Annotated in this window: 18 protein-coding genes and 6 pseudogenes; 15 read left to right on the top strand and 9 right to left on the bottom strand. The window is 72.8% G+C overall.

The features are described 5' to 3' along the window. The first annotated feature begins 77 nt into the window (after positions 1-77). From ACFY9E_RS01530 to ACFY9E_RS01505, 6 genes are all read left to right on the top strand, one after another. Positions 78-2,696 (top strand): PA14 domain-containing protein, encoded by a 2,619-nt coding sequence (locus ACFY9E_RS01530; RefSeq protein ID WP_390978243.1) that lies wholly within the window; start codon positions 78-80, stop codon positions 2,694-2,696. 144 nt (positions 2,697-2,840) lie between these two features. After that, positions 2,841-4,184 (top strand): wax ester/triacylglycerol synthase family O-acyltransferase, encoded by a 1,344-nt coding sequence (locus ACFY9E_RS01525; protein ID WP_390978241.1) that lies wholly within the window; start codon positions 2,841-2,843, stop codon positions 4,182-4,184. Positions 4,185-4,288: 104 nt separating this feature from the next. Further along, positions 4,289-5,791, top strand: a complete 1,503-nt coding sequence (locus tag ACFY9E_RS01520; protein WP_390978239.1) for an SDR family NAD(P)-dependent oxidoreductase — start codon at positions 4,289-4,291, stop codon at positions 5,789-5,791. A gap of 654 nt (positions 5,792-6,445) precedes the next feature. Next, a complete protein-coding gene (locus ACFY9E_RS01515) occupies positions 6,446-6,619 on the top strand; it encodes a hypothetical protein (protein ID WP_102913158.1) in 174 nt (57 codons plus the stop codon). A gap of 54 nt (positions 6,620-6,673) precedes the next feature. Further along, the gene (locus ACFY9E_RS01510) at positions 6,674-7,156 is read left to right on the top strand and encodes a GNAT family N-acetyltransferase (protein WP_390978237.1); all 483 of its coding nucleotides are present in this window, start codon (positions 6,674-6,676) and stop codon (positions 7,154-7,156) included. Positions 7,157-7,271: 115 nt separating this feature from the next. Beyond that, positions 7,272-7,778: a GNAT family N-acetyltransferase gene (locus ACFY9E_RS01505; protein ID WP_390978235.1), complete on the top strand. Its 507-nt coding sequence runs from the start codon at positions 7,272-7,274 to the stop codon at positions 7,776-7,778. Here the strand turns inward: ACFY9E_RS01505 and ACFY9E_RS01500 are convergent. The 3 genes from ACFY9E_RS01500 to ACFY9E_RS01490 all read right to left on the bottom strand — a co-directional run bounded on the left by ACFY9E_RS01500 (position 7,750) and on the right by ACFY9E_RS01490 (position 10,894). Further along, positions 7,750-8,169 carry a VOC family protein gene (locus ACFY9E_RS01500; RefSeq protein WP_390978233.1) on the bottom strand — a complete coding sequence of 140 codons (420 nt, stop codon included), beginning with the start codon at positions 8,167-8,169 and terminating at the stop codon, positions 7,750-7,752. The two genes, ACFY9E_RS01505 and ACFY9E_RS01500, sit on opposite strands and share 29 nt — an antisense overlap. Before the next feature lie 216 nt (positions 8,170-8,385). Next, complete coding sequence (locus ACFY9E_RS01495; RefSeq protein WP_390978231.1) at positions 8,386-9,729, bottom strand: amidase family protein; 1,344 nt, start codon at positions 9,727-9,729, stop codon at positions 8,386-8,388. Between the two features lie 133 nt (positions 9,730-9,862). Beyond that, entirely contained in the window at positions 9,863-10,894 is a 1,032-nt protein-coding gene (locus tag ACFY9E_RS01490; protein WP_390978229.1) for a prolyl oligopeptidase family serine peptidase, read from the bottom strand. Positions 10,895-11,203: 309 nt separating this feature from the next. Here ACFY9E_RS01490 and ACFY9E_RS01485 point away from each other — a divergent pair, with 309 nt between their 5' ends. After that, complete coding sequence (locus ACFY9E_RS01485) at positions 11,204-11,677, top strand: carboxymuconolactone decarboxylase family protein (RefSeq protein WP_390978226.1); 474 nt, start codon at positions 11,204-11,206, stop codon at positions 11,675-11,677. Between the two features lie 28 nt (positions 11,678-11,705). Here ACFY9E_RS01485 and ACFY9E_RS01480 read toward each other — a convergent pair. Next, positions 11,706-12,038: pseudogene (locus ACFY9E_RS01480) on the bottom strand (FadR/GntR family transcriptional regulator); the annotation flags it as partial. Between ACFY9E_RS01480 and ACFY9E_RS01475 the strand changes: the two are divergent. The 5 genes and pseudogenes from ACFY9E_RS01475 to ACFY9E_RS01455 all read left to right on the top strand — a co-directional run. Further along, positions 12,039-12,149: pseudogene (locus tag ACFY9E_RS01475) on the top strand (ABC transporter permease); the annotation flags it as partial. 52 nt (positions 12,150-12,201) lie between these two features. Then, positions 12,202-12,509: pseudogene (locus ACFY9E_RS01470) on the top strand (enolase C-terminal domain-like protein); the annotation flags it as partial. Beyond that, positions 12,506-13,255 carry an SDR family oxidoreductase gene (locus ACFY9E_RS01465; RefSeq protein WP_390978224.1) on the top strand — a complete coding sequence of 250 codons (750 nt, stop codon included), beginning with the start codon at positions 12,506-12,508 and terminating at the stop codon, positions 13,253-13,255. The pseudogene ACFY9E_RS01470 and the gene ACFY9E_RS01465, both read left to right, overlap by 4 nt. Beyond that, positions 13,252-14,244: an aldo/keto reductase gene (locus tag ACFY9E_RS01460; RefSeq protein ID WP_390978222.1), complete on the top strand. Its 993-nt coding sequence runs from the start codon at positions 13,252-13,254 to the stop codon at positions 14,242-14,244. The genes ACFY9E_RS01465 and ACFY9E_RS01460 overlap by 4 nt, the downstream gene beginning before the upstream one ends. Next, positions 14,244-14,423, top strand: a pseudogene (locus tag ACFY9E_RS01455) (L-rhamnose mutarotase); the annotation flags it as partial. The gene ACFY9E_RS01460 and the pseudogene ACFY9E_RS01455, both read left to right, overlap by 1 nt. On the opposite strand, the pseudogene ACFY9E_RS01450 reads toward ACFY9E_RS01455, so the two are convergent. Continuing rightward, positions 14,422-14,631: pseudogene (locus tag ACFY9E_RS01450) on the bottom strand (AMP-binding protein); the annotation flags it as partial. The pseudogenes ACFY9E_RS01455 and ACFY9E_RS01450 sit on opposite strands and share 2 nt — an antisense overlap. Positions 14,632-14,656: 25 nt before the next feature. Then, positions 14,657-16,078, bottom strand: coding sequence for a lipase maturation factor family protein (locus ACFY9E_RS01445; protein WP_390978220.1), 1,422 nt, complete (start codon positions 16,076-16,078; stop codon positions 14,657-14,659). Positions 16,079-16,222: 144 nt separating this feature from the next. Here ACFY9E_RS01445 and ACFY9E_RS01440 point away from each other — a divergent pair, with 144 nt between their 5' ends. From ACFY9E_RS01440 to ACFY9E_RS01430, 3 genes are all read left to right on the top strand, one after another. Continuing rightward, a complete protein-coding gene (locus tag ACFY9E_RS01440; protein ID WP_390978219.1) occupies positions 16,223-17,365 on the top strand; it encodes a DUF6777 domain-containing protein in 1,143 nt (380 codons plus the stop codon). Positions 17,366-17,442: 77 nt separating this feature from the next. Further along, positions 17,443-19,530 carry a SpoIIE family protein phosphatase gene (locus tag ACFY9E_RS01435; protein WP_390978217.1) on the top strand — a complete coding sequence of 696 codons (2,088 nt, stop codon included), beginning with the start codon at positions 17,443-17,445 and terminating at the stop codon, positions 19,528-19,530. 22 nt (positions 19,531-19,552) lie between these two features. Further along, entirely contained in the window at positions 19,553-20,416 is an 864-nt protein-coding gene (locus tag ACFY9E_RS01430; RefSeq protein WP_390978215.1) for a DNA-formamidopyrimidine glycosylase family protein, read from the top strand. A gap of 12 nt (positions 20,417-20,428) precedes the next feature. On the opposite strand, the pseudogene ACFY9E_RS01425 reads toward ACFY9E_RS01430, so the two are convergent. The 3 genes and pseudogenes from ACFY9E_RS01425 to ACFY9E_RS01415 form a co-directional block, all read right to left on the bottom strand. Further along, positions 20,429-20,986, bottom strand: a pseudogene (locus ACFY9E_RS01425) (PP2C family protein-serine/threonine phosphatase); the annotation flags it as partial. A 144-nt stretch (positions 20,987-21,130) separates the two neighbouring features. Beyond that, the gene (locus ACFY9E_RS01420) at positions 21,131-21,784 is read right to left on the bottom strand and encodes a zf-HC2 domain-containing protein (RefSeq protein ID WP_390978213.1); all 654 of its coding nucleotides are present in this window, start codon (positions 21,782-21,784) and stop codon (positions 21,131-21,133) included. 151 nt (positions 21,785-21,935) lie between these two features. Then, the gene (locus ACFY9E_RS01415) at positions 21,936-22,448 is read right to left on the bottom strand and encodes a hypothetical protein (protein WP_390978211.1); all 513 of its coding nucleotides are present in this window, start codon (positions 22,446-22,448) and stop codon (positions 21,936-21,938) included. Between the last annotated feature and the right edge of the window lies 1 nt (position 22,449).

The following is a 22,449-nucleotide window of genomic DNA, read 5'->3' as shown; positions in this document are numbered from 1 at the left end:
CCTGCCTCTGGACGAAGCCCCGGATCCGTGTTGTCATGCCAACGTCTTGTACATGACAACGTTGGCATGGAGGTTCCGTGCGTCCCCGACGCCCCAGAAACCGCCTCGCGTTACTGCTCGCCGCGCTCCTCGCCCTCACCGGCCTCGCGTCCGCGCCCGCCCTGGCGGACGAACCCGCCGAGATCCACGGCCTCAAGGGCGAGTACTACACCCACTCCGCCCCGGGTGCCTTCGACTTCCACACCCTCAAGGCGACGACCTTCGACCAGGACCTCGATTTCGACAACCTGGAGCCGCGCCTGAACTTCACCACCGGCCGGTCGGACGACGTCAGCGTCCGCTGGACCGGGAAGATCGTCCCGGAGAAGACCGGTCCCCACACCTTTTCCGTCTCCGCGGACAACGGCTTCCGCCTCTGGATCGACGGCACACTCGCCATCGACCACTGGGTCGACGACTGGGACCGTGAACAGACCGCCGAGCCCGTCGACCTCACCGCCGGCCGGGCCCACGACATCAAGGTCGAGTACTTCGAGCACTACGGCGGGTCCAACTTCCACCTGCGCTGGACGCAGCCCGGCGTCGCCAAGGCCCCCGTCCCGCAGTCGGCGTTCCGCATCCCCGACGGCTTCGACTACGACGGCGCCCTCGCGGCCACCGTGCAGTCCACCGGCCGCACCCTGAAGCTCGACTTCGCCCAGGCCCTCGCCACACCCCCGGCGGACTTCACCGACCATCTGGCCGCCGTGATCGGCGGCGCCACGTGGCCCCTGGGCGCGGCCCGCCCGGACCCGTCCGACCCCACCGCCCTCCTGGTCGCCCTCGACGAGCCGGTCGTCGGCAACAAGACGGGCACCGCCCGTGGCACGGCAGACGTCCGCTACGACGGGGAAGGCGGCCTGACCGACGCCGAAGGCAACGTTGTCAAGGCGTTCTGGACCAGCGGCCCCAACCACTCGACGCACCAGCTGCGTACCCGCTGGGCCGACGAGGTCGGACCCGGCAACGCCCACCCCGAGTACCCGCGCCCGCAACTCACCCGGGAGGCGTGGCGCAACCTCAACGGCCGCTGGCAGTTCGCCGCCGCCGAGCCGGGCGAGCAGCCGCCCGTCGGCAGGACGCTGAAGGAGCGCGTCCTCGTCCCGTACCCGGTGGAGTCCCAGCTCTCCGGCATCGAACGGCACGAGGACCGCATGTGGTACCGCCGCACCTTCACGGTCCCCGCCGACTGGCGCATCGGCGCCGGACAGCGGCTCCGGCTCAACTTCGGCGCAGTCGACTGGCGCTCCGAGGTGTACGTCAACGGCACGAAGGTCGCCACGCACGAGGGCGGCTACGACAAGTTCGGCGCCGACATCACCGACGCGCTGAAGCCCGGCCGCACCCAGGAGCTGATCGTCGGCGTCTACGACCCGACCGACGCGGCCTCGGGCGAGAACCCGCCGCTCGGCAAGCAGCGCCTGGACCCCAGCGGCATCTGGTACACCCCGTCCTCCGGCATCTGGCAGACGGTCTGGATGGAACCGGTGGCCCGCGACCACGTGGACTCGCTCAAGCTCACCCCCGACGTGGCCGGCGAGAAGCTGACGGTGGAGGCGCGGGGCGTCCGGGACGGCGTACCGATCACGGCGACGGCGTACGACGGACGGCGCAAGGTGGCCACGGCGAGCGGCCGCACCGGCCGGGTACTGACCCTGACCCTGAACGACCCGCACCTCTGGTCGCCCGACGACCCCTTCCTCTACCGGCTGGAGGTGAAGGCCGGCGCCGACCGGGTCGGCAGCTACTTCGGGATGCGCTCCATCGCCGTCAAGAAGATCGGCGGCGTCCCGCGCACGGTCCTCAACGGCGAGCCCGTCTTCATGATGGCCACGCTCGACCAGGGCTTCTGGCCCGACGGCCTGCACACCGCGCCCACCGACGAGGCCCTGGCCCACGACCTGAAGGCGCACAAGCAGCTCGGTTTCAACTCGGTGCGCAAGCACATCAAGGTGGAGCCGGACCGCTGGTTCTACTGGGCCGACAGGCTCGGGCTGCTGGTGTGGCAGGACATGCCGGCGATGACGGCCGGGGTGAACCCGAGCGCCACCTCCCGGGCCCGCTACGAGCGTGAGATGAAGGAGATGATCGATGAGCACATCAACAGCCCGTCGGTCGTCATGTGGGTGACCTTCAACGAGGGCTGGGGCCAGTACGACGTGGGCCGGGTCGCCGAGCAGGCCAAGGCCTGGGACCCGACCCGGCTGGTCAACGGCCAGTCCGGGCTGAACCTCGGCGCCGACGGCGGCACCGGCGACCTCATGGACGAGCACGGCTATCCGAGCCCGGCCCTGCCGCCCCACCCCGACGGCGAGCGCGCCCTGGTCAGCGGAGAGTACGGCGGCCTGGGCCTCGCGGTCCCCGGCCACGCCTGGTCGGTGCAGCAGTCCTACGTCGACGTCGACCCGGCGACCTACACCGAGGACTACCTGAGGAAGCTGGACGAGGTCCGGGCGCTGGTCTGCAAGGGCGGCAACGGTGCCGTGTACACCCAGATCGCGGACGTGGAGGGTGAACTGAACGGCTTCCTCACCTACGACCGGGCGGTGCTGAAACCCGACACGGCCAAGCTGAAGGCCGCACACGAGGCGCTGATCCATGACGCCTCCCGGGTGACTCCCACCGGGTGCCCGGCGGCGCAACCTGTGTTGGACTGACCGCACATGCACCATGAGTCCCGCCCCTTTCATCGGGGCGGGGCTTAATCTGCTGTTAACTGTACGTAGCGTGATCGTACTTGACCGTAATCGGCGGGGGGCGGTTGACTGCTGGCCCACCCGTCGTCCACGCGAGGCAAGCCCTTGACTGCTGACCTGCTAGCCCCCCTCGACCTGGCGTTCTGGAACATCGAGTCCGCGGAACACCCGATGCACCTCGGCGCGCTCGGGATCTTCTCGGCTCACTCACCCGCCGCGGGCGCCCATGCGGCGGACCTGCTCGCGGCCCGGGCCGCCGGTGTCCCCGGGCTGCGGATGCGTATCCGCGACGTGTGGCAGCCGCTGCCCTCCGCCCTGCGCAGGCCGCTCGCCTTCGGCGGTGCCGCCCGCGAGGCGGACCCGGACTTCGACCCTCTGAACCATGTGCGGCTGCACGCCCCGACCGCCGACTTCCACGCGGTCGCGGGCCGGCTCATGGAGCGTCCGCTGGAGCGTGGCAGGCCGCCCTGGGAGGCCCACGTGCTGCCGGGCGAGGACGGCGTCTGCTTCGCGGTGCTGTTCAAGTTCCACCACGCCCTGGCCGACGGGCTGCGGGCGCTGACGCTCGCCGCGGGCGTCATGGACCCGATGGACATGCCCGCGCCCCGGCCCCGCCCCGCCGCGCCCCCGCGCCCGCTGCTTCCCGACGTGCGCGACCTGCCCGGGATGATGCGCGGCGCCCTGTCCGACGTGAGCCGCGCCCTGGACATCGGCGCCTCCGTCGCCCGCTCCTCCCTCGACGTGCGCTCCACCCCCGCGCTGACCTGCGAGCCGAGCGGTACCCGCCGCACCGCCGGAGTGGTGCTCGACCTCGACGACGTGCACCGGGTCCGCAAGACCGTCGGCGGCACCGTCAACGACGTGCTCATCGCGGTCGTCGCGGGCGCTCTGCGCCGCTGGCTCGACGAGCGCGGCGACGGCAGCGAGCACGTCGCACCCCGCGCCCTGATCCCCGTCTCCAAGCGCCGCCCGCGCACCGCCTACCCGCAGGGCAACCGGCTCTCCGGGTACCTGATACGGCTTCCGGTGGACGACCCGGACCCGCTGGCACGCCTCGCCTCCGTCCGGGACGCCATGGATCGCAACAAGGACGCCGGCCCCAACCGGGGCGCGGGCGCCGTCGCCCTGCTCGCCGACCACGTCCCCGCCCTGGCCCACCGGCTCGGCGGCCCCCTGGTCGGCCAGGCGGCCCGGCTCTGGTTCGACATCCTGGTGACCAGCGTGCCCCTGCCCAGCCTCGGCCTGAAGCTCGGCGGCCACCCGCTCACCGCCGTCTTCCCCTTCGCCCCGCTGGCCCCCGGCCACTCCCTGGCCGTCGCCGTCTCCACCTACCGGGGGAGCGTCCACTACGGCCTCGTCGCGGACGGTGAGGCGGTCCCTGACCTCGACCTGTTCGCCACGGCCGTCTCGAAGGAGGTGGCCACGCTGATCAAGGCCTGCCGGTCGTGATCAAGGCGAGTTTGGCGGTGCGGCCCGACGCTCCGTAAAATTCGCCGTTCGAAAGCGGGCGCGACCGGCGCGCCGCGACGGCAGAGCAGGGAACGACAGCGGCGATGACGGTGACAGAGGACGGCCCGCAGGCCATGGACGAGGCCGGCGGGCTCTCGTACGGACCCGGCATCGACCCGGAGCGGCTGGCCGTCTGCCTCGGCGTGCTCGAGGAACTCGACAAGCTGGAGGTCGACCACCCGGACGCGATCGCGGTGCGCCGGGCCACGGCCGGCATCTACCGCACGGTCAAGCAGCGCCGCCGCCAGGAGCGCCGGGCCGCCAAGACCGCCCACGACAAGGCGGTCACGGAGGCCACCGCGACCGGCTCCGCCCAGCGCATCGACGACGAGACCGAGGGCCTGCTGCCGTCGTCGAACACCGAGGAGGGCAGGATCGCGGGGATACTCCAGCGCCCGCGCTCCTGCTACACCTGCAAGGCCCGGTACGTGGAAGTCGACTACTTCTACCACCAACTCTGTCCCGACTGCGCCCGCGTGAACCGCGAGAAGCGCGACGTCCGCGCCGACCTCACCGGCAAGCGCGCCCTGCTCACCGGCGGCCGCGCCAAGATCGGCATGTACATCGCGCTGAGGCTGCTGCGCGACGGCGCGCACACCACGATCACCACGCGCTTCCCGAAGGACGCCATCCGCCGCTTCAAGGCCATGGACGACTCCGCGGACTGGATGCACCGCCTGGAGGTCGTCGGCATCGACCTGCGCGACCCGGCGCAGGCCGTGGCCCTCGCCGACCAGGTCGCCGAGGCGGGCCCGCTGGACATCCTCGTCAACAACGCGACGCAGACCGTGCGCCGCCTGCCCTCCGCCTACGCCGCGCTGGTCGAGGGCGAGAGCGCGCCGCTGCCCGCCGGTGAGCTGCCCGCCCACCACGTCATCGGCGCCTTCAACTCCGGCGCCGTCGACGGCATCGCCGCGCTGCCCCTCGGCACCAGTGGCCTGGACGCCCAGCAGGTCGCCGACCTCGCCCTGGTCGCGGGCAACGCCAGTGTCGAGCGGCACCTCGACGGCACGGCGATCGACGCGGGCGGGCTCGTGCCCGACGTGGTCGACTCCAACACCTGGGTGCAGACGATCGAGCAGATCTCGCCCGTGGAGCTGCTGGAGACCCAGCTGTGCAACTACACGGCGCCGTTCATCCTGATCAGCAAGCTGCGGCCGGCCATGGCCGAGGCCGCGAAGAAGGCGGCGAGCGGACGCGCGTACGTCGTGAACGTCTCGGCGATGGAAGGCGTCTTCGGGCGTGGCTACAAGGGGGCGGGCCACCCCAACACGAACGCCGCCAAGGCCGCGATGAACATGGTCACGCGCACCAGCGCCCAGGAGATGTTCCAGACCGACGGCATCCTGATGACCTCGGTCGACACGGGCTGGATCACGGACGAGCGGCCGCACTACGACAAGCTGCGCCTCGCCGAGGCGGGGTTCCACGCGCCGCTCGACCTGGTCGACGGCGCGGCCCGGGTCTACGACCCGATCGTGCGGGGCGAGGCGGGGGAGGACCTGTACGGGGTCTTCATGAAGGACTACGCGCCCGGGAAGTGGTAGGGCCCGCACCTCCCGTGACGAGCCGTCAGTCGACGGCTCGGAAGCGGGAGTTGTGCGTGCGAGCGGTTCCAGGACCGGGCGCCGGTCCTCCAGGACCGGCGCCGGAACCGGCCGTGCGGCCCTCCTCGGATGCCTGGCGCAGGGCGAGGAGATCGCCGTCGGCCGGTGGGCTGGCGTGGTCCCGGAAGCCCCCGCAGGCGCACCAGCCGCGAGGCGGCCGTCGCCGTACGGCAGTGGGGCAGGGCGGCGAGCCCGCGACTCGGCCGACGGCACTCGAACTGCGCGACCGGCTGGAAAGCGCCGTCGCCGCCGTACGCCGTTCGAGTGATTCGTAAAACGCCCTTCTGCCTGCAAACCCGTACGGAAACGCCAGTTGAACGACAGATGACGCGCGATTGTTACCGGCTGTTTCCAGCCCCATCGAGCGGGGCTCCGCTCATCTGGTTAGTCTGATGCGGACGGACAGCACCACGGGGTCCTACCCACACCCACGGTCCGTCATGGGACCAGCCGGTTCACCACGGCCTGCTCTCCCGTGAGTCGACCGGCGCCACCGCGTCCGAACTGCATTTGGCATAGAGGCCCGAGCGGGCGTCAGGCGCAGCAGGACCGGCGCGTACGTCCCGAGGGTGACCGACACATAAGGAGTGCGCGGTGACACCGGAGAAGACGAATCGCGATCAGCGCCCCAAGGAACGCGGCGAGCGCGCCGGCCGACGGGTCGACGAGCTCGGCAGCCTCGACGTGTGGGCCCGTTCGGCCCCGATCCGCCTGGCGGGCTACGAGGAAGACCTCGCGGAGCCCCACATCCTGCCCAGCGTCGACTGACAGCGGGCAGACCCCAGCGCGATCGCAGCGCATGGGCGTGCCAGACTCACGACCATGCTGATCAGGGAAGCGACAGCTGACGACTGGCCTCGCATCTGGCCGTTCTGGCACCGCATCGTCGCCGCGGGCGAGACCTACGCCTGGGACCCGGGTACCTCCGAGGAGGAGGCCCGGGTCCTGTGGATGAACCCGGCGAAACGCGTCTACGTCGTCGAGGACGACAGCGGCGTCCTCGTCGCCTCCGCCTACCTCACCCCCAACTACGGCGGCCCCGCGGCCCGTATCGCCAACGCCGGCTTCATGGTCGACCCCGACCAGGGCGGCCGGGGCTACGGCCGGGCCCTCGCCGAACACCTCCTGACCGAGGCCGGGGCCGCGGGCTACCGGGGCATGGTGTTCAACGCCGTCGTCGAGACCAACCCGGCCGTGAGCCTGTGGACCTCCCTCGGCTTCACCATCCTCGGCACCGTGCCCGACGCGTTCGACCACCCCCGGCACGGCCGGGTGGGACTGCACATCATGCACCGGGCGTTGTAGAGCAACGGAGGAGACCCGTGACCGGTCTTCGCGCACAACCCCTGGACGTGGCCACCTGGCCGGATTTCGCCGCTCTGGTCGAGCGGCACAAGGGCGTGTGGGGCGGTGCTGGTGCATGGCCTTCCACCCCGAGGGCCTGAGCCGCGACAAGTCACCGGAGCGGAACCGTTCCGTGAAGGAGCGGCGCGTCCGCGAGGGCGGCGCCCCTGCCGCCCTCGTCCACGACGGGCAGGACTGCGTCGGGTGGTGCCAGTTCGGGCCGCCCACCGAACTGCCCCGCATCAAGCACCGGCGCGCCTACGAGAAGGACCTCGGTGCCCTTCCGGACTGGCGGATCACCTGCTTCTTCGTCGATCGGGCCCGCCGCCGCGGGGGAGTGGCCGCGAGCGCCCTCGAAGGCGCCCTCCAGGAGATCGCGCTGCTCGGCGGCGGATCCGTGGAGGGCTACCCGGAGGACACCGAGGACCGGTCGGTCTCCGCGTCGTTCCTCTACAGCGGCACGGTGGCGCTGTTCGAGAACCAGGGCTTCGAACGGACCCGGCGCCTCGGCAAGCACCACCGGGTGGTCTCCCGGAAGGCCCCGGGGGAGGCGGTCAGGGCCGGGCGTACGGGCGGGTCATGATCTCCAAGTTGTGGCCGTCCGGGTCGTCGAAGTAGGCGCCACGGCCACCGAACAGGTCGTTGACCCGGCCGGGCCGGGTGTGGTTCGGGTCGGCGTAGTAGGTGACGCCGAGCGCCTCCAGGCGGTCGATCATGCCGTCGAACTGTTCCTCGGGCACGAGGAACGCGTAGTGCTGCGGCTGGATCGGCTCGTCGGTCTTCTCGTAGTAGTCGAGGGTCACGCCGTTGCCCAGGTCGACGGGGAGGAACGGGCCGAAGGGGGTTCCCACCCGCAGGCCCAGGACGGCCGCGAGGAACTCCGCGGACAGTTGGCGGTCGCAGGCGTAGACGGCGGTGTGGTTCAGGTGGGCGATCGTGGTCGGCAGTTCGGTGGTGTGCTGGGTGCGGGACATGGGTGGGTTCGTCTCCGGTCTCGGTGTCCACGGTGAAGCGCCGCTGAGGGGCGCGGGGATGAAGACAGATGAAGTCACGGAGACGAGAGGCGGGGCGCGTGCCCTCTCCGGCTCTCGGGCGGGCCCGGGCGGGGTCACCCCCGCCGCGCTCACGCCGAGGCCGGGCGCCTCACTCGTGCATGGCCTACGGCCGACCCGGCAGTCACCCGGCCGACCTTAGTTCATCGGCGCCGTACGCTGCCACGGGTTTCGTTCCTCCAACTGCCCTGCCAGCTCCAGGAGTCGGGACTCCATGCCGGGGCGGCCCACCAGTTGCACGGCGCACGGGGCACCGGACGGGAGCGTCCCGCAGGGCACGGACATGGCGGGCCAGCCGGTCAGGTTCCACGGGGGCGTCAAGGGGGAGTAGTTCGTGTTCGCCAGTACGTTGCTCAGCCAGCCCCGCTCGTGCCAGGGCCCGGCCTTCGGGGAGCGGCGGGCGAGCGCGGGCGTGAGCAGCACGTCGTGCTCGGCGAAGAACGGCTCCAGCCGTCGGCGCAGCCGCTCCCGGCTCGCCCCGGAGCCCACGGTGCGCAGGAAGGGCCGGCCGAGCCGGGCGTGGACGCGGGTGCGTCGCGTCAGCAGTCGGGGGTCGAGGGGCCGCGCGTCCGCGGCGGTGCCCGCCGTCCAGTGGGCCAGGGAGGTCGTGGCGAGGGACATCGGGTAGGGCGGGTCGGCGCGCCGGACCTGGTGGCCCGCCCTCATCAGCAGCCCGGCCGCCTCCCGGGCGGCCGCCGCGTACGGGCGGCTGATGGTGACGCCGGCCAGCGGACTGCGCAGCGACACCGCGACCCTGAGGACACCGGGCCCGGACCCGGGGCCGGGCTCGACGCCGGCGAGGACCGAGAACATCAGGCGGGCGTCCTCGACGGTCGTGGCGAGCGGCCCGTTCTCCGACATGCCGAACCAGGTGCTGTCCCCGTCACCGGTCGGAATCACCCCCCGTCCCGGCTTGAGGGTGACCAGACCGCAGTTGGCGGCCGGTATGCGCAGGGAGCCCATGCCGTCGTTGCCGAGGGCGATCGGCACCATCCCGGCGGCGACGGCGGCCGCGCTGCCGCCCGACGAACCGCCCGCCGAGCGCGACGGGTCCCAGGGGTTGCGGGCGATGCCCAGCACGCCGTCCGTGGTGCCGAAGACGCACAGTTCGGGCACGTTCGTCAGCCCCACGACCACCGCGCCCGCCGCCCGCAGCCGGGCCACCGTCACATGGTCCCGCGCGGCCGGTGTCTCCGGTGTGGCGGCCGAGCCGACGCGCCGGGACTCGCCGCGCACGGCCAGGTTGTCCTTGACGGCCACGGGCACCCCGGCCAGCGGCAGTTCGGCGACGTCGCCGCGCGCCGCCACCTCGTCGGCCTCGGCCAGGGCCGCTTCGGCGCGCACCGCGCGGAAGGCCCCCACCCGGCCGTCGAGCCGCTCGATCCGGGCGAGATGCTCGGCGACGACCTCGCGTGGCGTCACCCGCTTCTCGCGGACGGCGGCGGCTGTCTCGGCGGCGGTGCGGCCGGCCCAGGTGGTCACAGGGGCTCCTCGGGATGCGGAAGGACGGGCTTACTGGCGAGTACGTACGGAGAACTGTGCACCCGGTGAGGACCGTGCGTCGAGGTCGCCGGCGGTGTCGGGACGGGGACGATGCCGCGGGAGAGGGCCCGGCTCAGCGCAGATGCCGCTCGAAGAAGGCCTCGGTGACGTCCATCGAGGCCGCCCACTTCGGCCCGAACGTGTGCCCCTCACCGGGGACGGCACGGAGCTCGACGTCCTTGCCCGCCTTCTCGAATGCGGCGGCGGCCTCCCGTGACCAGGCCGGCGGGCAGGTGTCGTCCGCGGTGCCGTGCTGGATCAGCAGGGGCTCGGTCACGCGGTCGAGGTAATGAAGGGGTGTGACACCCCGCCAGAAGGCCGGGCTCTGCTCGGGCGTGCCGTGCCGGTCCTCGATCTCGGCCACGACGGGATCACCGTCGGGCCGCTGGAAGTGGTCGATGTTCTGCTCCGGCCGTGCGCTGACCGGGGCGTACGCGACGGCCGCGTCGAACAGGCCCGGCGCCACGACCAGCGTGTTGTACACGACCCCGCCGCCCATGGACCGGCCGAACAGCCCGATGCGGTCGCCGTCGATCTCGGGACGTCCGGAGTCGCGCAGGGCCAGGGCGGCGCCGATGACGTCCTCGGTGTAGCCGAGGCGCAGATTCACGTCGTTGTCCGGGTCCTTGTCGGAGCGGGCGTGGTTGCGGTAGTCGGTGTGCAGGACGGCGTAGCCGCTGCGGGCCAGGCGGTCCTGCTCGCGGGGCATGCCCTGGCCGCTGACGTACACGTCGGGGTCGATGTAACCGTGCGCCAGCACCAGCGCCGGGAAGGGGCCCCTGCCCTCCGGGATGTTCATGATCCCCGAGACGGTCAGGCCGTCGGCCTCGTAGGTGACGGCGTAGCGGGTGTAGGCGGAGGTGCGGTCGAGCACCGCGCCGAGACGCAGTCCGGAGCCGGTGTGCTCGCGCCGCATCAGGGCCGGGAGGGAGACGGGGTCGACCGGGGTGGGAGTGGGGGTGGGTGTGGCGCGGGGGCTCTCTCCGGTGGCACGGGCCGGTGCCGGGGAGACCTGTGGCGTGTCGTCGTCCCCACCGCCGGTGCAGCCCATCGCGACGGCCAGCAGCACTCCGGCGGCCGCGCAGGCGCTGCCCCGAAGCCGCATACGGCCCAGTGTGACCCCGTCGGCCACGGGAGACCAGGTCCGGCCTTCGCCGAGTCCCGCGCCGCCCCCGTGCTGCCGCGCTCGATCAGTCCCGGCACCGGCACCCGCACCGTGCGGGCCGGGCCGCCGCCCCGCGCCGCGGCCGTGACAGCGCGGACAGCCACGGCTTGACCAGGCGGCCTGGTGGCGCCCCGGCTGCGGCGCGCCTGGCGGACAGGGGGAGACGCAGGTCACCTTCGTCCATGTCACATCGTGACGAGCCGCTGCCTCATAGGGGTGCACGCACCGACAACGGCAGAGGAGCTCACCATGAGCGCACGACTGGACATCTTCGGCAGCCCCAGCGCGAGCAAGCTCGTCAAGCAGTTCACCTCCGTGGGGCGGCTGGTGGTGGAGTCACCCTTGCCGGCCGCCACCCGGGAACTGGTCTCGCTGCGGGTGAGCCAGATCAACGGATGCGCGGTGTGCATCGACATGCACACCAAGGAAGCCACCGCCGCGGGCGAGAGCGCCGTACGCCTTCATCTGGTCGCGGCATGGCGTGAGGCGACGGTCTTCACCGAGGCGGAGCGCGCCGCGCTGGAACTCGCCGAGCAGGGGACCCGGATCGCGGACGGCGCCGGCGGGGTGCCGGACGAGGTGTGGGAGCGGGCGGCCAAGCACTACGACGAGGAGCAGCTCATGGCGCTGGTGACCCTGATCGCCTTCATGAACACCGCGAACCGGCTGAACGTCATGCTCGAACAGCCGGCGGGCGACTACCGGCCCGGTCAGTTCAAGTAGCGGTGCGGCGCCGGGCCCTGGGTCTGACCTAGGGCCCGAGCTGCGCCCGCAGCCACTGCTCCACCTCGCCCACGTGCGCGGCCGCCGCACGGGCCGCCTCCGGGTCGTGGGCCGCCAGGGCCCGGTGGATCGCGGCGTGCTCGCGCCGGGTGCGGGCGAAGGCGCCCTCCTCCTGGTAGCCGCGCCAGACGCGGGCGCGGAACGTCCGCGACGACAGGCCCTCCAGGATCGCGGCCATCGTCTCGTTGCCCGCGGCCACCGCGCTCTCCCGGTGGAAGGCCAGGTCGTGGGCGCGGATCTCCTCCGGATCGTCCGTGGCGTTCATCGCCGCCAGGTGCTTCTCCACCTCGGCCAGCTGGTCCTGCTCACCCTCGCGCAGGTCCCGTCGTTCTGGATCCAGGCCATCTACGGCGGGATCATCCTGGTCGCCCTCATGATCGCCCGGGTCACCACCGGCCGCGCCCAGGACTGACCCGCCCGCCACCCGCACCCGAATCGAAAGGCCCTCCGTGTCCCCGACCCCCGCCCGCATCGGCGTACCGGTGTGCCCGCACGCCGGGGCGTCGGCCTGTGCGAGCTCGTCCAGCACCTGTCGATGTTCGACTACGTGGCCCTCACCGGCACCACCGAGAACCGCGTCATCGAATACGTCGATCATCTGCACGACCACTTCCTCGACCCGGTGGTGATCCGCGAAGGTCACTACACGGCACCCACCGCGCCGGGCTTCTCGGCGGCCATGCGGCCCGAGTCGCTGGCGCGGTACGGCTACCCGGCCGGCGAGTTCTGGGCCGCCGACCTCGACGAGACCAAGAAGGAGCAGGTCGCATGAGCGACTTCGAGGGCCTGAAGGCCCTGGTGACGGGCGGAGCCTCCGGTATCGGCCGGGCCACCGCCGAGCTGCTGGCCGAGCGCGGCGCCCGCGTCGCCGTCCTCGACCCGTCGCCGGCCGGCAAGCCGCTGCTCGGTCACCGCGCGGACGTCACCGACGACGCGTCCGTGCGCGAGGCCGTCGCCGCCGCGGTCGCCGACCTCGACGGCCTCGACATCCTGGTCAACAACGCCGGCATCGGCGCCCAGGGCACCGTCGAGGACAACCCCGACGACGAATGGCACCACGTCTACGACGTCAACGTCGTCGGCATGGTCCGCACCACCCGCGCCTGCCTGCCACACCTGCGCGCCTCCGCACACGCCGCGATCGTCAACACCTGCTCCATCGCCGCCACCGCCGGCCTGCCGCAGCGCGCCCTGTACAGCGCCACCAAGGGCGCGGTGTACTCCCTCACCCTCGCCATGGCCGCCGACCACGTCCGCGAGGGCATCCGCGTCAACTGCGTCAACCCGGGCACCGTCGACACCCCGTGGGTCGGGCGACTCCTCGACGCCGCGCCCGACCCGGCCGCCGAACGCGCCGCGCTGGAAGCCCGCCAGCCCACGGGCCGGCTCGTCTCGGCGGCCGAGGTCGCGGGTGCCGTCGCCTACCTGGCGAGCCCGCTGTCCGGCGCCACCACCGGCACCGCACTCGCCGTCGACGGCGGCATGCAGGGCCTGCGGCTGCGCCCGGTGGCCCGGTGAACCGGCTCGGCCGCAGCGCCGTCGAGGTCAGCGCCCTGTCCTTCGGTGCCGCCGCCATCGGCAACCTGTACACCGAGGTCGGCGAGGAACAGGCGCACGAGGCCGTGGAGGCGGCCTGGCAGCGGGGCATCCGCTACTTCGACACCGCCCCGCAGTACGGTCTCGGCCTGTCCGAACGGCGCCTCGGGGCCGCCCTGCGCGAGCACCCCCGGGACCGGTACACCGTCTCCACCAAGGTGGGCCGCCGCCTGGAGCCCTCGGGCAGCGCCGGTGACGACCTGGCGAGCGGCTTCGCCGTGCCCGCGACGCACCGCCGCGTGTGGGACTTCACCGCCGACGGCATCCGCCGCACCCTGGAGGCCAGCCTGGAACGCCTCGGCCTCGACCGGGTCGACGTCGTCTACCTCCACGACCCCGACGACCACGCCGAAGCGGCCTTCCGGGAGGGCTACCCGGCGCTGGAGAAGCTCCGCTCCGAAGGCCTGGTCGGCGCGATCGGCGCCGGCATGAACCAGGCGGAGATGCTCACCCGCTTCGTCCGCGACACCGACGTGGACGTGGTGCTGTGCGCCGGCCGCTACACCCTGCTCGACCAGAGCGCCCTCACCGATCTGCTGCCCGCTGCCCAGGAACGCGGCACGTCCGTCGTCATCGGCGGCGCCTTCAACTCCGGTCTGCTGGCCAACCCCGAGCCCGGGGCGACGTACAACTACACCGTTGCCCCCTCCGAACTGGTCGAGCGCGCCCTGCGTCTGAAGTCCGCCGCCGACCGCCACGCAACCACCCTGCGCGCCGCCGCCCTGGCCTTCTGCGCCGCCCACCCGGCCGTGGCGAGCGTCCTGGTCGGGGCCCGCTCGGCCCACGAAGTCCGCGACTGCGCCCACCAGTTCGCCGCCCGGGTGCCCGCCGCCTTCTGGCAGGACCTGCGCGCCGAGGGCCTGCTGCCCGCCGAAGCACCCGTCCCCGCCGAGGCGCCGAAGGAGCCGTGATGAGAGTCGCCCTGCACACCAAGGTCCGCGCCGACCGCATCGACCAGTACGAGGCGGCCCACCGCGAGATCCCCGAGGAACTCACCGACGCCATCCGCGCGGCCGGCGCCACGTCCTGGACGATCCGGCGCAGCGGCACGGACCTGTTCCCTGTCCTGGAGTGCGAGGACTACGCCCGCCGGCCGCGAACAGGGTCTCCAGGTAGGAGGGGTGGTTCGGGCCGAGGTAGGCGATGCGGTCGCCGCGGCGCACGCCCCGGGCGCGCAGGGCGTGCGCCAGGCGGGTGGTGCGGGCGTGGAGCGTGCCGTAGTCGGTGGCGGACTCGCCGTGGATCAGGGCGGTGCGGTGCGGGGTCTTGCGGGCCCGGCGTGCGGGCCATGACCCCAGTCCTGGAAACCACGGCCACCCGCGTCTACGGCCTGTGAACCGGCTCCGCCAGCCGCGTCGGCGGCAGGAACTGCCGCACATACGTCCGCTCCCAGCACGCGCCCGTCTCCCGCAGCTCGCGCCACGTCGTGTAGCGGTAGCGGAACAGACGGGCGCGCACGTACCGCGGGGGCTCGTCCGGCGGGAACGGCGAGCGGCGCAGCAGCCTCAGGGTGTCCCGGTCGTTCTCCAGCAGCCGCTCCACCAGCGCCCCGAACCAGGGCTCGGCGTAGGCGGGGGACAGGGCCGCGAACCACATCAGCCAGTCGAGCCGCAGATGGTAGGGCGCGAACTGCCGCGGCCAGCGCCGCGGATCGCCCGGCTTGCCCTTGAACTCGTACTCCCGCCAGTCCGATTCGGCACGCGGCACGTCGTCCGCCGTGCCCTCCACCACCACCTCGTAGCGGACCCGGCTCACGCTGCCGAACGCCCCGTACGTGTTGACGAGATGGAGCGGGTCGAAGGAGCGGTTCATGACCTGGCGGCGGGAGAGCATGTTGCGGACCGGCCGGTAGCTGAGGCCGGCCAGCCCGCCGGCCACCGCCAGCACCACGACGACGTACCAGAGCGGTGCGTCGGGAACGTCCGGCGGATCGGCCGGGAACCGCACCGCCGACAGCGCCAGCACGATCGTGATCCAGTTCAGCCAGGAGAAGTTGCCCGACAGCACCAGCCACAGCTGGGTGACGATCATCAGCGAGGCGGCGGCCGACGCGACGGGCTGCGGGGTGAACAGGGCGAACGGCACCACGAGCTGGGTGACGTGGTTCGCGGCCACCTCGACGCGGTGCAGCGGCTTCGGCAGATGGTGGAAGAACCAGCTGAGCGGGCCGGGCATCGGCTGCGTCTCGTGATGGTGGTCCAGACAGGTGAGCTTCCGCCAGCACGCGTCGCCGCGCATCTTGATCAGGCCCGCGCCGAACTCCACGCGGAACAGGATCCACCGCAGCAGGAACAGCACCACGACCGGCGGCGCCACCTCGTCGTTGCCGAGGAACACGGCGAGGAAGCCGACCTCCAGCAGCAGCGACTCCCAGCCGAACGAGTACCAGGTCTGCCCGACGTTGACGATCGACAGGTACAGCACCCACGGCACCAGCCACAGCAGCATGCCGCCCCACAGCGGCAGCAGTGAGTCCAGCCCGGCCAGCAGTGCCGCCGACACGGCGCAGCCCGTCCAGGCGCAGAGCGCGAAGAACCGGTCCGAGTAGTGCAGCTGGAACAGGCTCGGCGCTCGCTTGAACGGCACCCGCTCGACGAACCGCGGCACCGGCAGCATGCCGCGCCGTCCGATCAGCGCGCGGAACTGAAGGGCCGCCGTCAGGAACGCCACCAGGTAGACGGCGGCCAGCGCCCGCTGGAACACCAGCCGGGTCAGCCAGTAGTCGGATGCGGTGAACCAGTCCACGGCCGTGCGGCCCTCCTCCCTGTGCGGCTCCGGACCCGGGCGTCACGCTCCGTGTGCCGCCGCTCCGGTTGCGTAACCCGGGTGAACGAAGCAAACAATAGTGACGCAGTGCCCGGAAAGGGCCGAGGTGAGCGGGAGGACGAGGTGCGGACACCCACCGGGACCCTCCTCCTGGCCTGCGTGCTCTCGGTGGCGCTCCTCCTCTCGGGCTGCGGCGGCGACACCCCCGGACACGGCGACGACGCGGGCACCCGGGAAGAGCTCCTCCTCCAGCCGGCCGCCGACCCGGGACCCGATCCCTTCACGGACTCCACGGCCCTCACGGCGGCTACCCCGTCCCCCGCCCCGCGAACGCCGCGGGGCACGGACCGGGCCGTGCCCGCCCGCAGCGGGCCGCGCTCCCTCTCCGGCGCGACGCCCGGCCTGTACGCCGGCGCCGAGCGGACGGGCAGCTGCGACATCGGCCGGCAGATCGGCCACCTCACCCGCGACCGCGCCAGGGGCCGTGCCTTCGCCCGGGCCGCGGGCGTCTCCCCGGCGTCCGTGCCCGACTACGTGCGCACGCTGACCCCGGTCGTGCTGCGCGCCGACACCCGCGTCACCGGCCACGGCTTCCGGGCCGGACGCCTCACCCGCCACCAGTCCGTCCTCCAGGCCGGTACCGCCGTCCTGGTCGACGACCGGGGTGTACCGCGCGTGCGCTGCGCCTGCGGCAACCCGCTCCGCCCGCCGACGGCACTGCGCGGGACACCGGTGACGAGGGGCACCCCCTGGCCCGGCTACCGGCCCGGCGAGGTGATCGTCGTGACGCCCGCCCCGCGGCTCCTTGCGGACCTCACGATCATCGACCTCACCGGGCGGATCTGGATCGAACGCCGTACCGGTCACGACGTCCGCCACGACCGGGCCCTGCCGCCACCGGTCTGGTCGACGACACGACCGGAGCCGTCCCGGCCGTCGCCTCCACCCGTGCGCCGGCCCTCTGTCCCCCCGGAGCCGGAGCCGGACCCGGGCACCGCGTCCCCCGGGGACGCCCCGGCCGACACGAGCCGGCAGGGCACGGAGCCGGACCCGGAGACGGTTACGGACCCGGCCGTGCCACCGGCCGACGAGAGTGCCCCGCCTCCCGACGGACCCGCCGCCCCGGAGGACCCCGGCGGTCCCGACGAGATCGGCCCCGACGCCGTCCCGGACAACCCCGATCCGCCCGACGGAGCCGGGCTGATCCCCGACGAGCGGGCCGCCGACCGCACCCCCGGAGGCCCCGCAGACGTCTTCACCCACTGAGCGCCGGTCCGGCGGAGCGGCTCGTACACTCGGCACATCCGGTCGAAGAATCGGACGAATCCTGGCAAGGTGGGCCCATGGCTGATCGGGGAGCGAGCGCCCTGTCCCTCCCGGACGACTGGCCCGCCCACCCGGACCCGATCCTCGCGCTCAACCGGATGGGCAGCTTCGACTGGGATCTCGACACCGGCCTGATGCAGATGGACGCCCAGGCCCACGAAGTCTTCGACGTGCGCCCCGACGAGTACGACGACCGCCCCGAGACCCTGTCCAAGCGCGTCCCGCCCGGTGAGGCCCGCCGCCTGGACACCGCGGTCTCCCAGGCCCTGAAGGACGGCAGCGAGAACTACGGCGCCTACTTCCGCATCCGCCGCCGCGACGGCGCGCTGCGCTGGACCCACACCCAGGGCTACATCCGGCGCGACGAGACCGGACGCCCCCGCCGCATCATCGGCATCGTCCGGGACGCCACCCAGGAGCTCGGCGAGAGCGACGCCCGCCGCGACCAGGCCGCCCAGGACGAGGCCCGGCGGGAGCAGACCAGCGTCGTCGAACTGACCACGGCCGCCCTCGCCCACGCCCGCACCGTCCAGGACGTCATCGACGTCCTCAAGGACACCCACGGCCTCGTCCACCTGGGCGCCACCAGCCTCGTCATGGGCCTGGTCGAGGCCGGCCGCATCCGCCTGGTCGCCGAGGGCCCCGCGGACAGCTTCGTGCCCGGCACCCGCGTCACGCGGATCGACGAGCCCTACCCGATGAGCGAGGCCGTACGGACCCTCGGGCCGTGCTTCATCGAGTCACCGCAGGAGTTCGCCGAGCGCTACCCGCTCCTGTGGCCGCACATCACCGACCTCGACATCACCTCGGCCGCCTATCTGCCGCTCATCGTCCAGGCCCGGCCGATCGGCGTGATGGGCCTGCTCTACAGCGACCGGTACGGCTTCACGTCCGAGGAGCGCAACATCCTCGTCGCCCTCGGCAGCAGCATCGCGCAGAGCCTGCAGCGGGCCATGTTCTTCGAGCAGGAGACGGACCTCGCGCAGGGCCTCCAGCAGGCCATGCTGCCCCGGACCATCCCGAGCGTGCCCGGCGCCGACGTGGCCGTCCGCTACCGCGCCGCCACCATCGGCGGCTCCGTCGGCCGGGACATCGGCGGCGACTGGTACGACCTGATCCCGCTGCCCGGCGGCCGGGTGGGCGCCGTCATCGGCGACGTCCAGGGCCACGACACCCACGCGGCCGCCGTCATGGGCCAGTTGCGCATCGTGCTGCGCGCCTACGCCGCCGAGGGGCACCCCCCGGCCACGGTGATGGCCCGGGCCTCCGTCTTCCTGCACGAACTCGACACCGACCGCTCCGCGACCTGCCTCTACGCCGAGGCCGACCTGTCGACGGGCGTGCTCCAGATGGTCCGCGCCGGCCACATCGATCCCCTGGTCCGCCACACCGACGGCTCCTGCCGCCGCGTCACCGTGCCGGGCGGGCTGCCGCTCGGGCTGTCCGCCGAGTTCGGCCGCCTCGAGTACCCGGTGGGCACCATAGAGCTCGACCCCGGCGAGACGCTGCTGCTGTGCACCGACGGCCTGGTGGAACAGCCCGGCGCCGACCTCGACGACGGCATGCGCACCCTGAGCGCGCTCGTCGACACCGGGCCCGACGACGTACGGGACCTCGCCGACCGGCTCATCGAGGTGGCCGCCGAGCGCGGTGGCGACGACGACGTGGCGCTGCTCCTGCTGCGCCGGCGCGGCCCCGACAGCCCGCAGTCCGGCCGCCGGCTCCAGCAGCACGTCGCCCCCGGCGACCCGGCGGCCCTGACCGGGGCCCGCCACATGATCCGCACCGCGGTCGCCGCCTGGGGAGCGGAGGACCGCGCCGACGAGATCGAACTGGTCGCCGACGAGCTGATCACCAACGCCCTGATGCACACCGAGGGGGCCGCGGTCGTCACCCTGCGGGCCTTCACCGGCTCCCAGCGCCGGCTGCGCGTCGAGGTCGAGGACTCCTCCAGCGCCCTGCCGCGCCGCCGTGAGGCGGGCGAGTCGGGCGTCTCCGGACGGGGCCTGCTGCTGGTGGAGCTGCTCACCGACGTGTGGGGCGTGGAGGCCCGGGGCGGCGGCAAGGCCGTGTGGTGCGAGTTCGTGGTGCCCGGCCACGACTGATCCCACGTGGCACTCTGGACCTATGCCGGAACTCCCCGAGGTCGAGGCGCTCAAGGACTTCCTGACCGAGCACCTCGTCGGCCACGAGATCGTACGGGTGCTGCCCGTCGCGATCAGCGTCCTGAAGACGTACGAACCGCCCCTGTCCGCGCTGGAGGGCCACGAGGTCACCGCCGTACGCCGGTACGGCAAGTTCCTCGGCCTCGCGACCGCGGACGGCCCGCACCTGGTGACGCACCTGGCCCGCGCGGGCTGGCTGCACTGGAAGGACCGACTGCCCGACGGGCCGCCCCGCCCCGGCAAGGGGCCCCTCGCGCTGCGCGTGGCCCTGGAGACCGGCGCCGGGTTCGACCTCACGGAGGCCGGCACCCAGAAACGGCTCGCGGTGTACGTCGTGGGTGACCCGCAGGAGGTCCCCGGCGTGGCCCGGCTCGGCCCGGACCCGCTCGCCGACGACTTCGACGAGCGGAGCCTCGCGGAGCTGCTGGCCGGTGAACGGCGGCAGCTCAAGGGCGCGCTGCGGGACCAGGGCCTGATCGCGGGCGTGGGCAACGCCTACAGCGACGAGATCCTGCACGCGGCGAGGATGTCACCGTTCAAACTGGCGGCGTCCCTGAGCGAGGAGGAGACCGGGCGGCTGTACGCGGCCCTGCGCGACACGCTCACCGAGGCCGTCGAACGCTCCCGGGGCGTGGCGGCCGGGCGGCTGAAGGCCGAGAAGAAGAGCGGACTGCGTGTCCACGGCCGCACCGGCGAGCCCTGCCCGGTGTGCGGGGACACCGTGCGGGAGGTGTCCTTCAGCGACTCCTCGCTCCAGTACTGCCCGACCTGCCAGACGGGCGGCAAGCCGCTCGCGGACCGCAGGATGTCCCGCCTGCTGAAGTGACCCCGGCCCGGGTCACCGGGGCGGCGGTGTCCACTCGAACATCAGGATGGTGGCGTCGTCCCGCAGCCGGCTGGTGGGCGAGTCGAGGATGGAGTGGATGAGCCGCCGCAGCGCCTCGGGTGCCAGCTCGCCCGCCGCCATCGCCCGGATGATGTAGTCGGCGAACCGTTCCAGGCCGAACTCGCCGCCGTCACCCGCCCGGGCCTCGGTCACCCCGTCGGTGTACATCAGCACCCGGTCGCCGGGCCGCAGCGCGATCTCGTGGGTCTGCCGCTGTCTCCCGGCGAGCAGGGACGGCTGCCCCATCGGCTCCGGCTCACGCCGCAGGGCGTCGACGAGCAGCCGCTGGCCGCGGACGAGCAGCGGGGCGGGATGCCCGCGGTTGCTCCACCGCAGCACTCCGGAGGCCAGGCCCAGCTGGGTCAGGACGCCCGTGCAGAACTGGTCGGGCAGCCAGTGCGCCAGCGCGTCGTCGACGCACTCGACCAGCTCGGGCAGGTCCGCCCCGGTCCGCCGGGCGTTGCGGCACGCGGCCAGCGCGACGGCCGTGGTGAGCCCCGAGGTGAACTCCTCGAGCCGGCCCTCCGCGGCCTCTGCCGTCGTCACCCCTCCCCCTCACCGGGACCGTGGACACCCGGCGGTCTCCCGGGTGTGTCGTCCAGCAGTCTCACACCGGGGCGCGGGGAGCGCCCGGCGGCAGGGGCGGACGGATGGTCAGCTCGGCCGGAGTCTCCACAGGACCTCGCCGGCCGCCGAGCGGATCTCGTAGCGGGCGATGTCCTCCGGATGCATGGAGGAACTGGCCATCATCGTGTCGGGCCGGTCGTCGTGGCCGGGCGCGTGCCAGCTGGTGGCGGTCTCCTCGGTGCCGTCGTGGCCGACGATCACCAGGTGGCAGGGGCGCGGGCCCGAGGCGTCCTTCACCTTCAGTTCGACCTGGCTGCCCGAGGCCTCGTCCTTTGTCGTGACCTGCGCCCACACCCCCGTGCGCGCGTCGGTCGCCGCGACCGTCAGGCGCTCCTCGGCGCTGCCCTCGGCCATCATCGCGATGCCGGGCACCGACGCCGCGAAGACCACCGAGGCGGCGAGGGCGAACATCAGGCGCCGGCGTCCGGCCCGGCGCCGGTTCGCCACCTCGGCCAGCAGCCCGTCCAGCATGCGCGGCCCGGGCTGTGCCATCGGGTGCACGAACCGTGGCGTCGCCCGCCGGTACAGCATCAACTGCCGTGTGGTCGCGCCGAATTCCGTCACCTCTGCAGCGCACCGAGGGCACTCCATGAGGTGGTCCTCGAAGCGGAAGGCCTCCGCCTCGTCCAGCACGCCGAGCGCGTAGGCCGCGACGTCGCGATGCCTCTCCAGGGACCTCATGCCGAATCCTCGTGCCGTTGGGTGCGGGTGGGGTTACTCCTTGCTCCCACCGGTACGGACCAGGCAGCGGAATCACTCAAGCCGGTGACACAATCGCAACCAAAGGATTCGGAGCCCTCCGGCCCCCGGATTGGTCCGGGGCCGCGGAAATCTAAAAAAGATGGATCGCGAGGTGTCCCAGCGGCAGTCCGAGCTGCCAGGCGGGCGTCCAGACCTTCGGCCCCTCGTCCTCCCCGATCACCGGAGCGCCCCCCGGCACCGCGTTCAGATCGGGTGCGAGCAGTTCCGTCTCCTGCAGCCAGCGCCAGGCCTCCTCGGCGAGGTCCAGGTCCGGTGCGGGCCGGCCCGCGCGTGCGGCGGCGACGGTGAGCTCGGCCAGCCGCTCGCGCACCCACTCCTGCCACGGCTGGTCGTACGCGGTCAGCGACAGCCAGGTCTCCAGCTGGGTGACGACCCGGATGCCGGACAGCTCCCCGTCGGTGTCGGACAGGAAGATGGTGAGCGCCAGGGCATCGCGCCCGGCGCGGAACTCGAAGGACGTCGGCGGCATCAGATCGCCGGTCCGCAGCAGCTCGTCGGCGATGTACTCGGCGTACAACCACGCCATGGGGACGGTCAGTTCACCGTCGGCACCGTCCGTGCTCCCCTGCTCTCTGTCCAGCATC

It is taken from the genome of Streptomyces sp. NPDC012466 (assembly GCF_042955215.1).
Classification (GTDB): Bacteria; Actinomycetota; Actinomycetes; order Streptomycetales; family Streptomycetaceae; genus Streptomyces.
The sequence above is the reverse complement of the archived record's forward strand: the minus strand, read 5'-3'. Positions and strand labels throughout refer to the sequence as shown.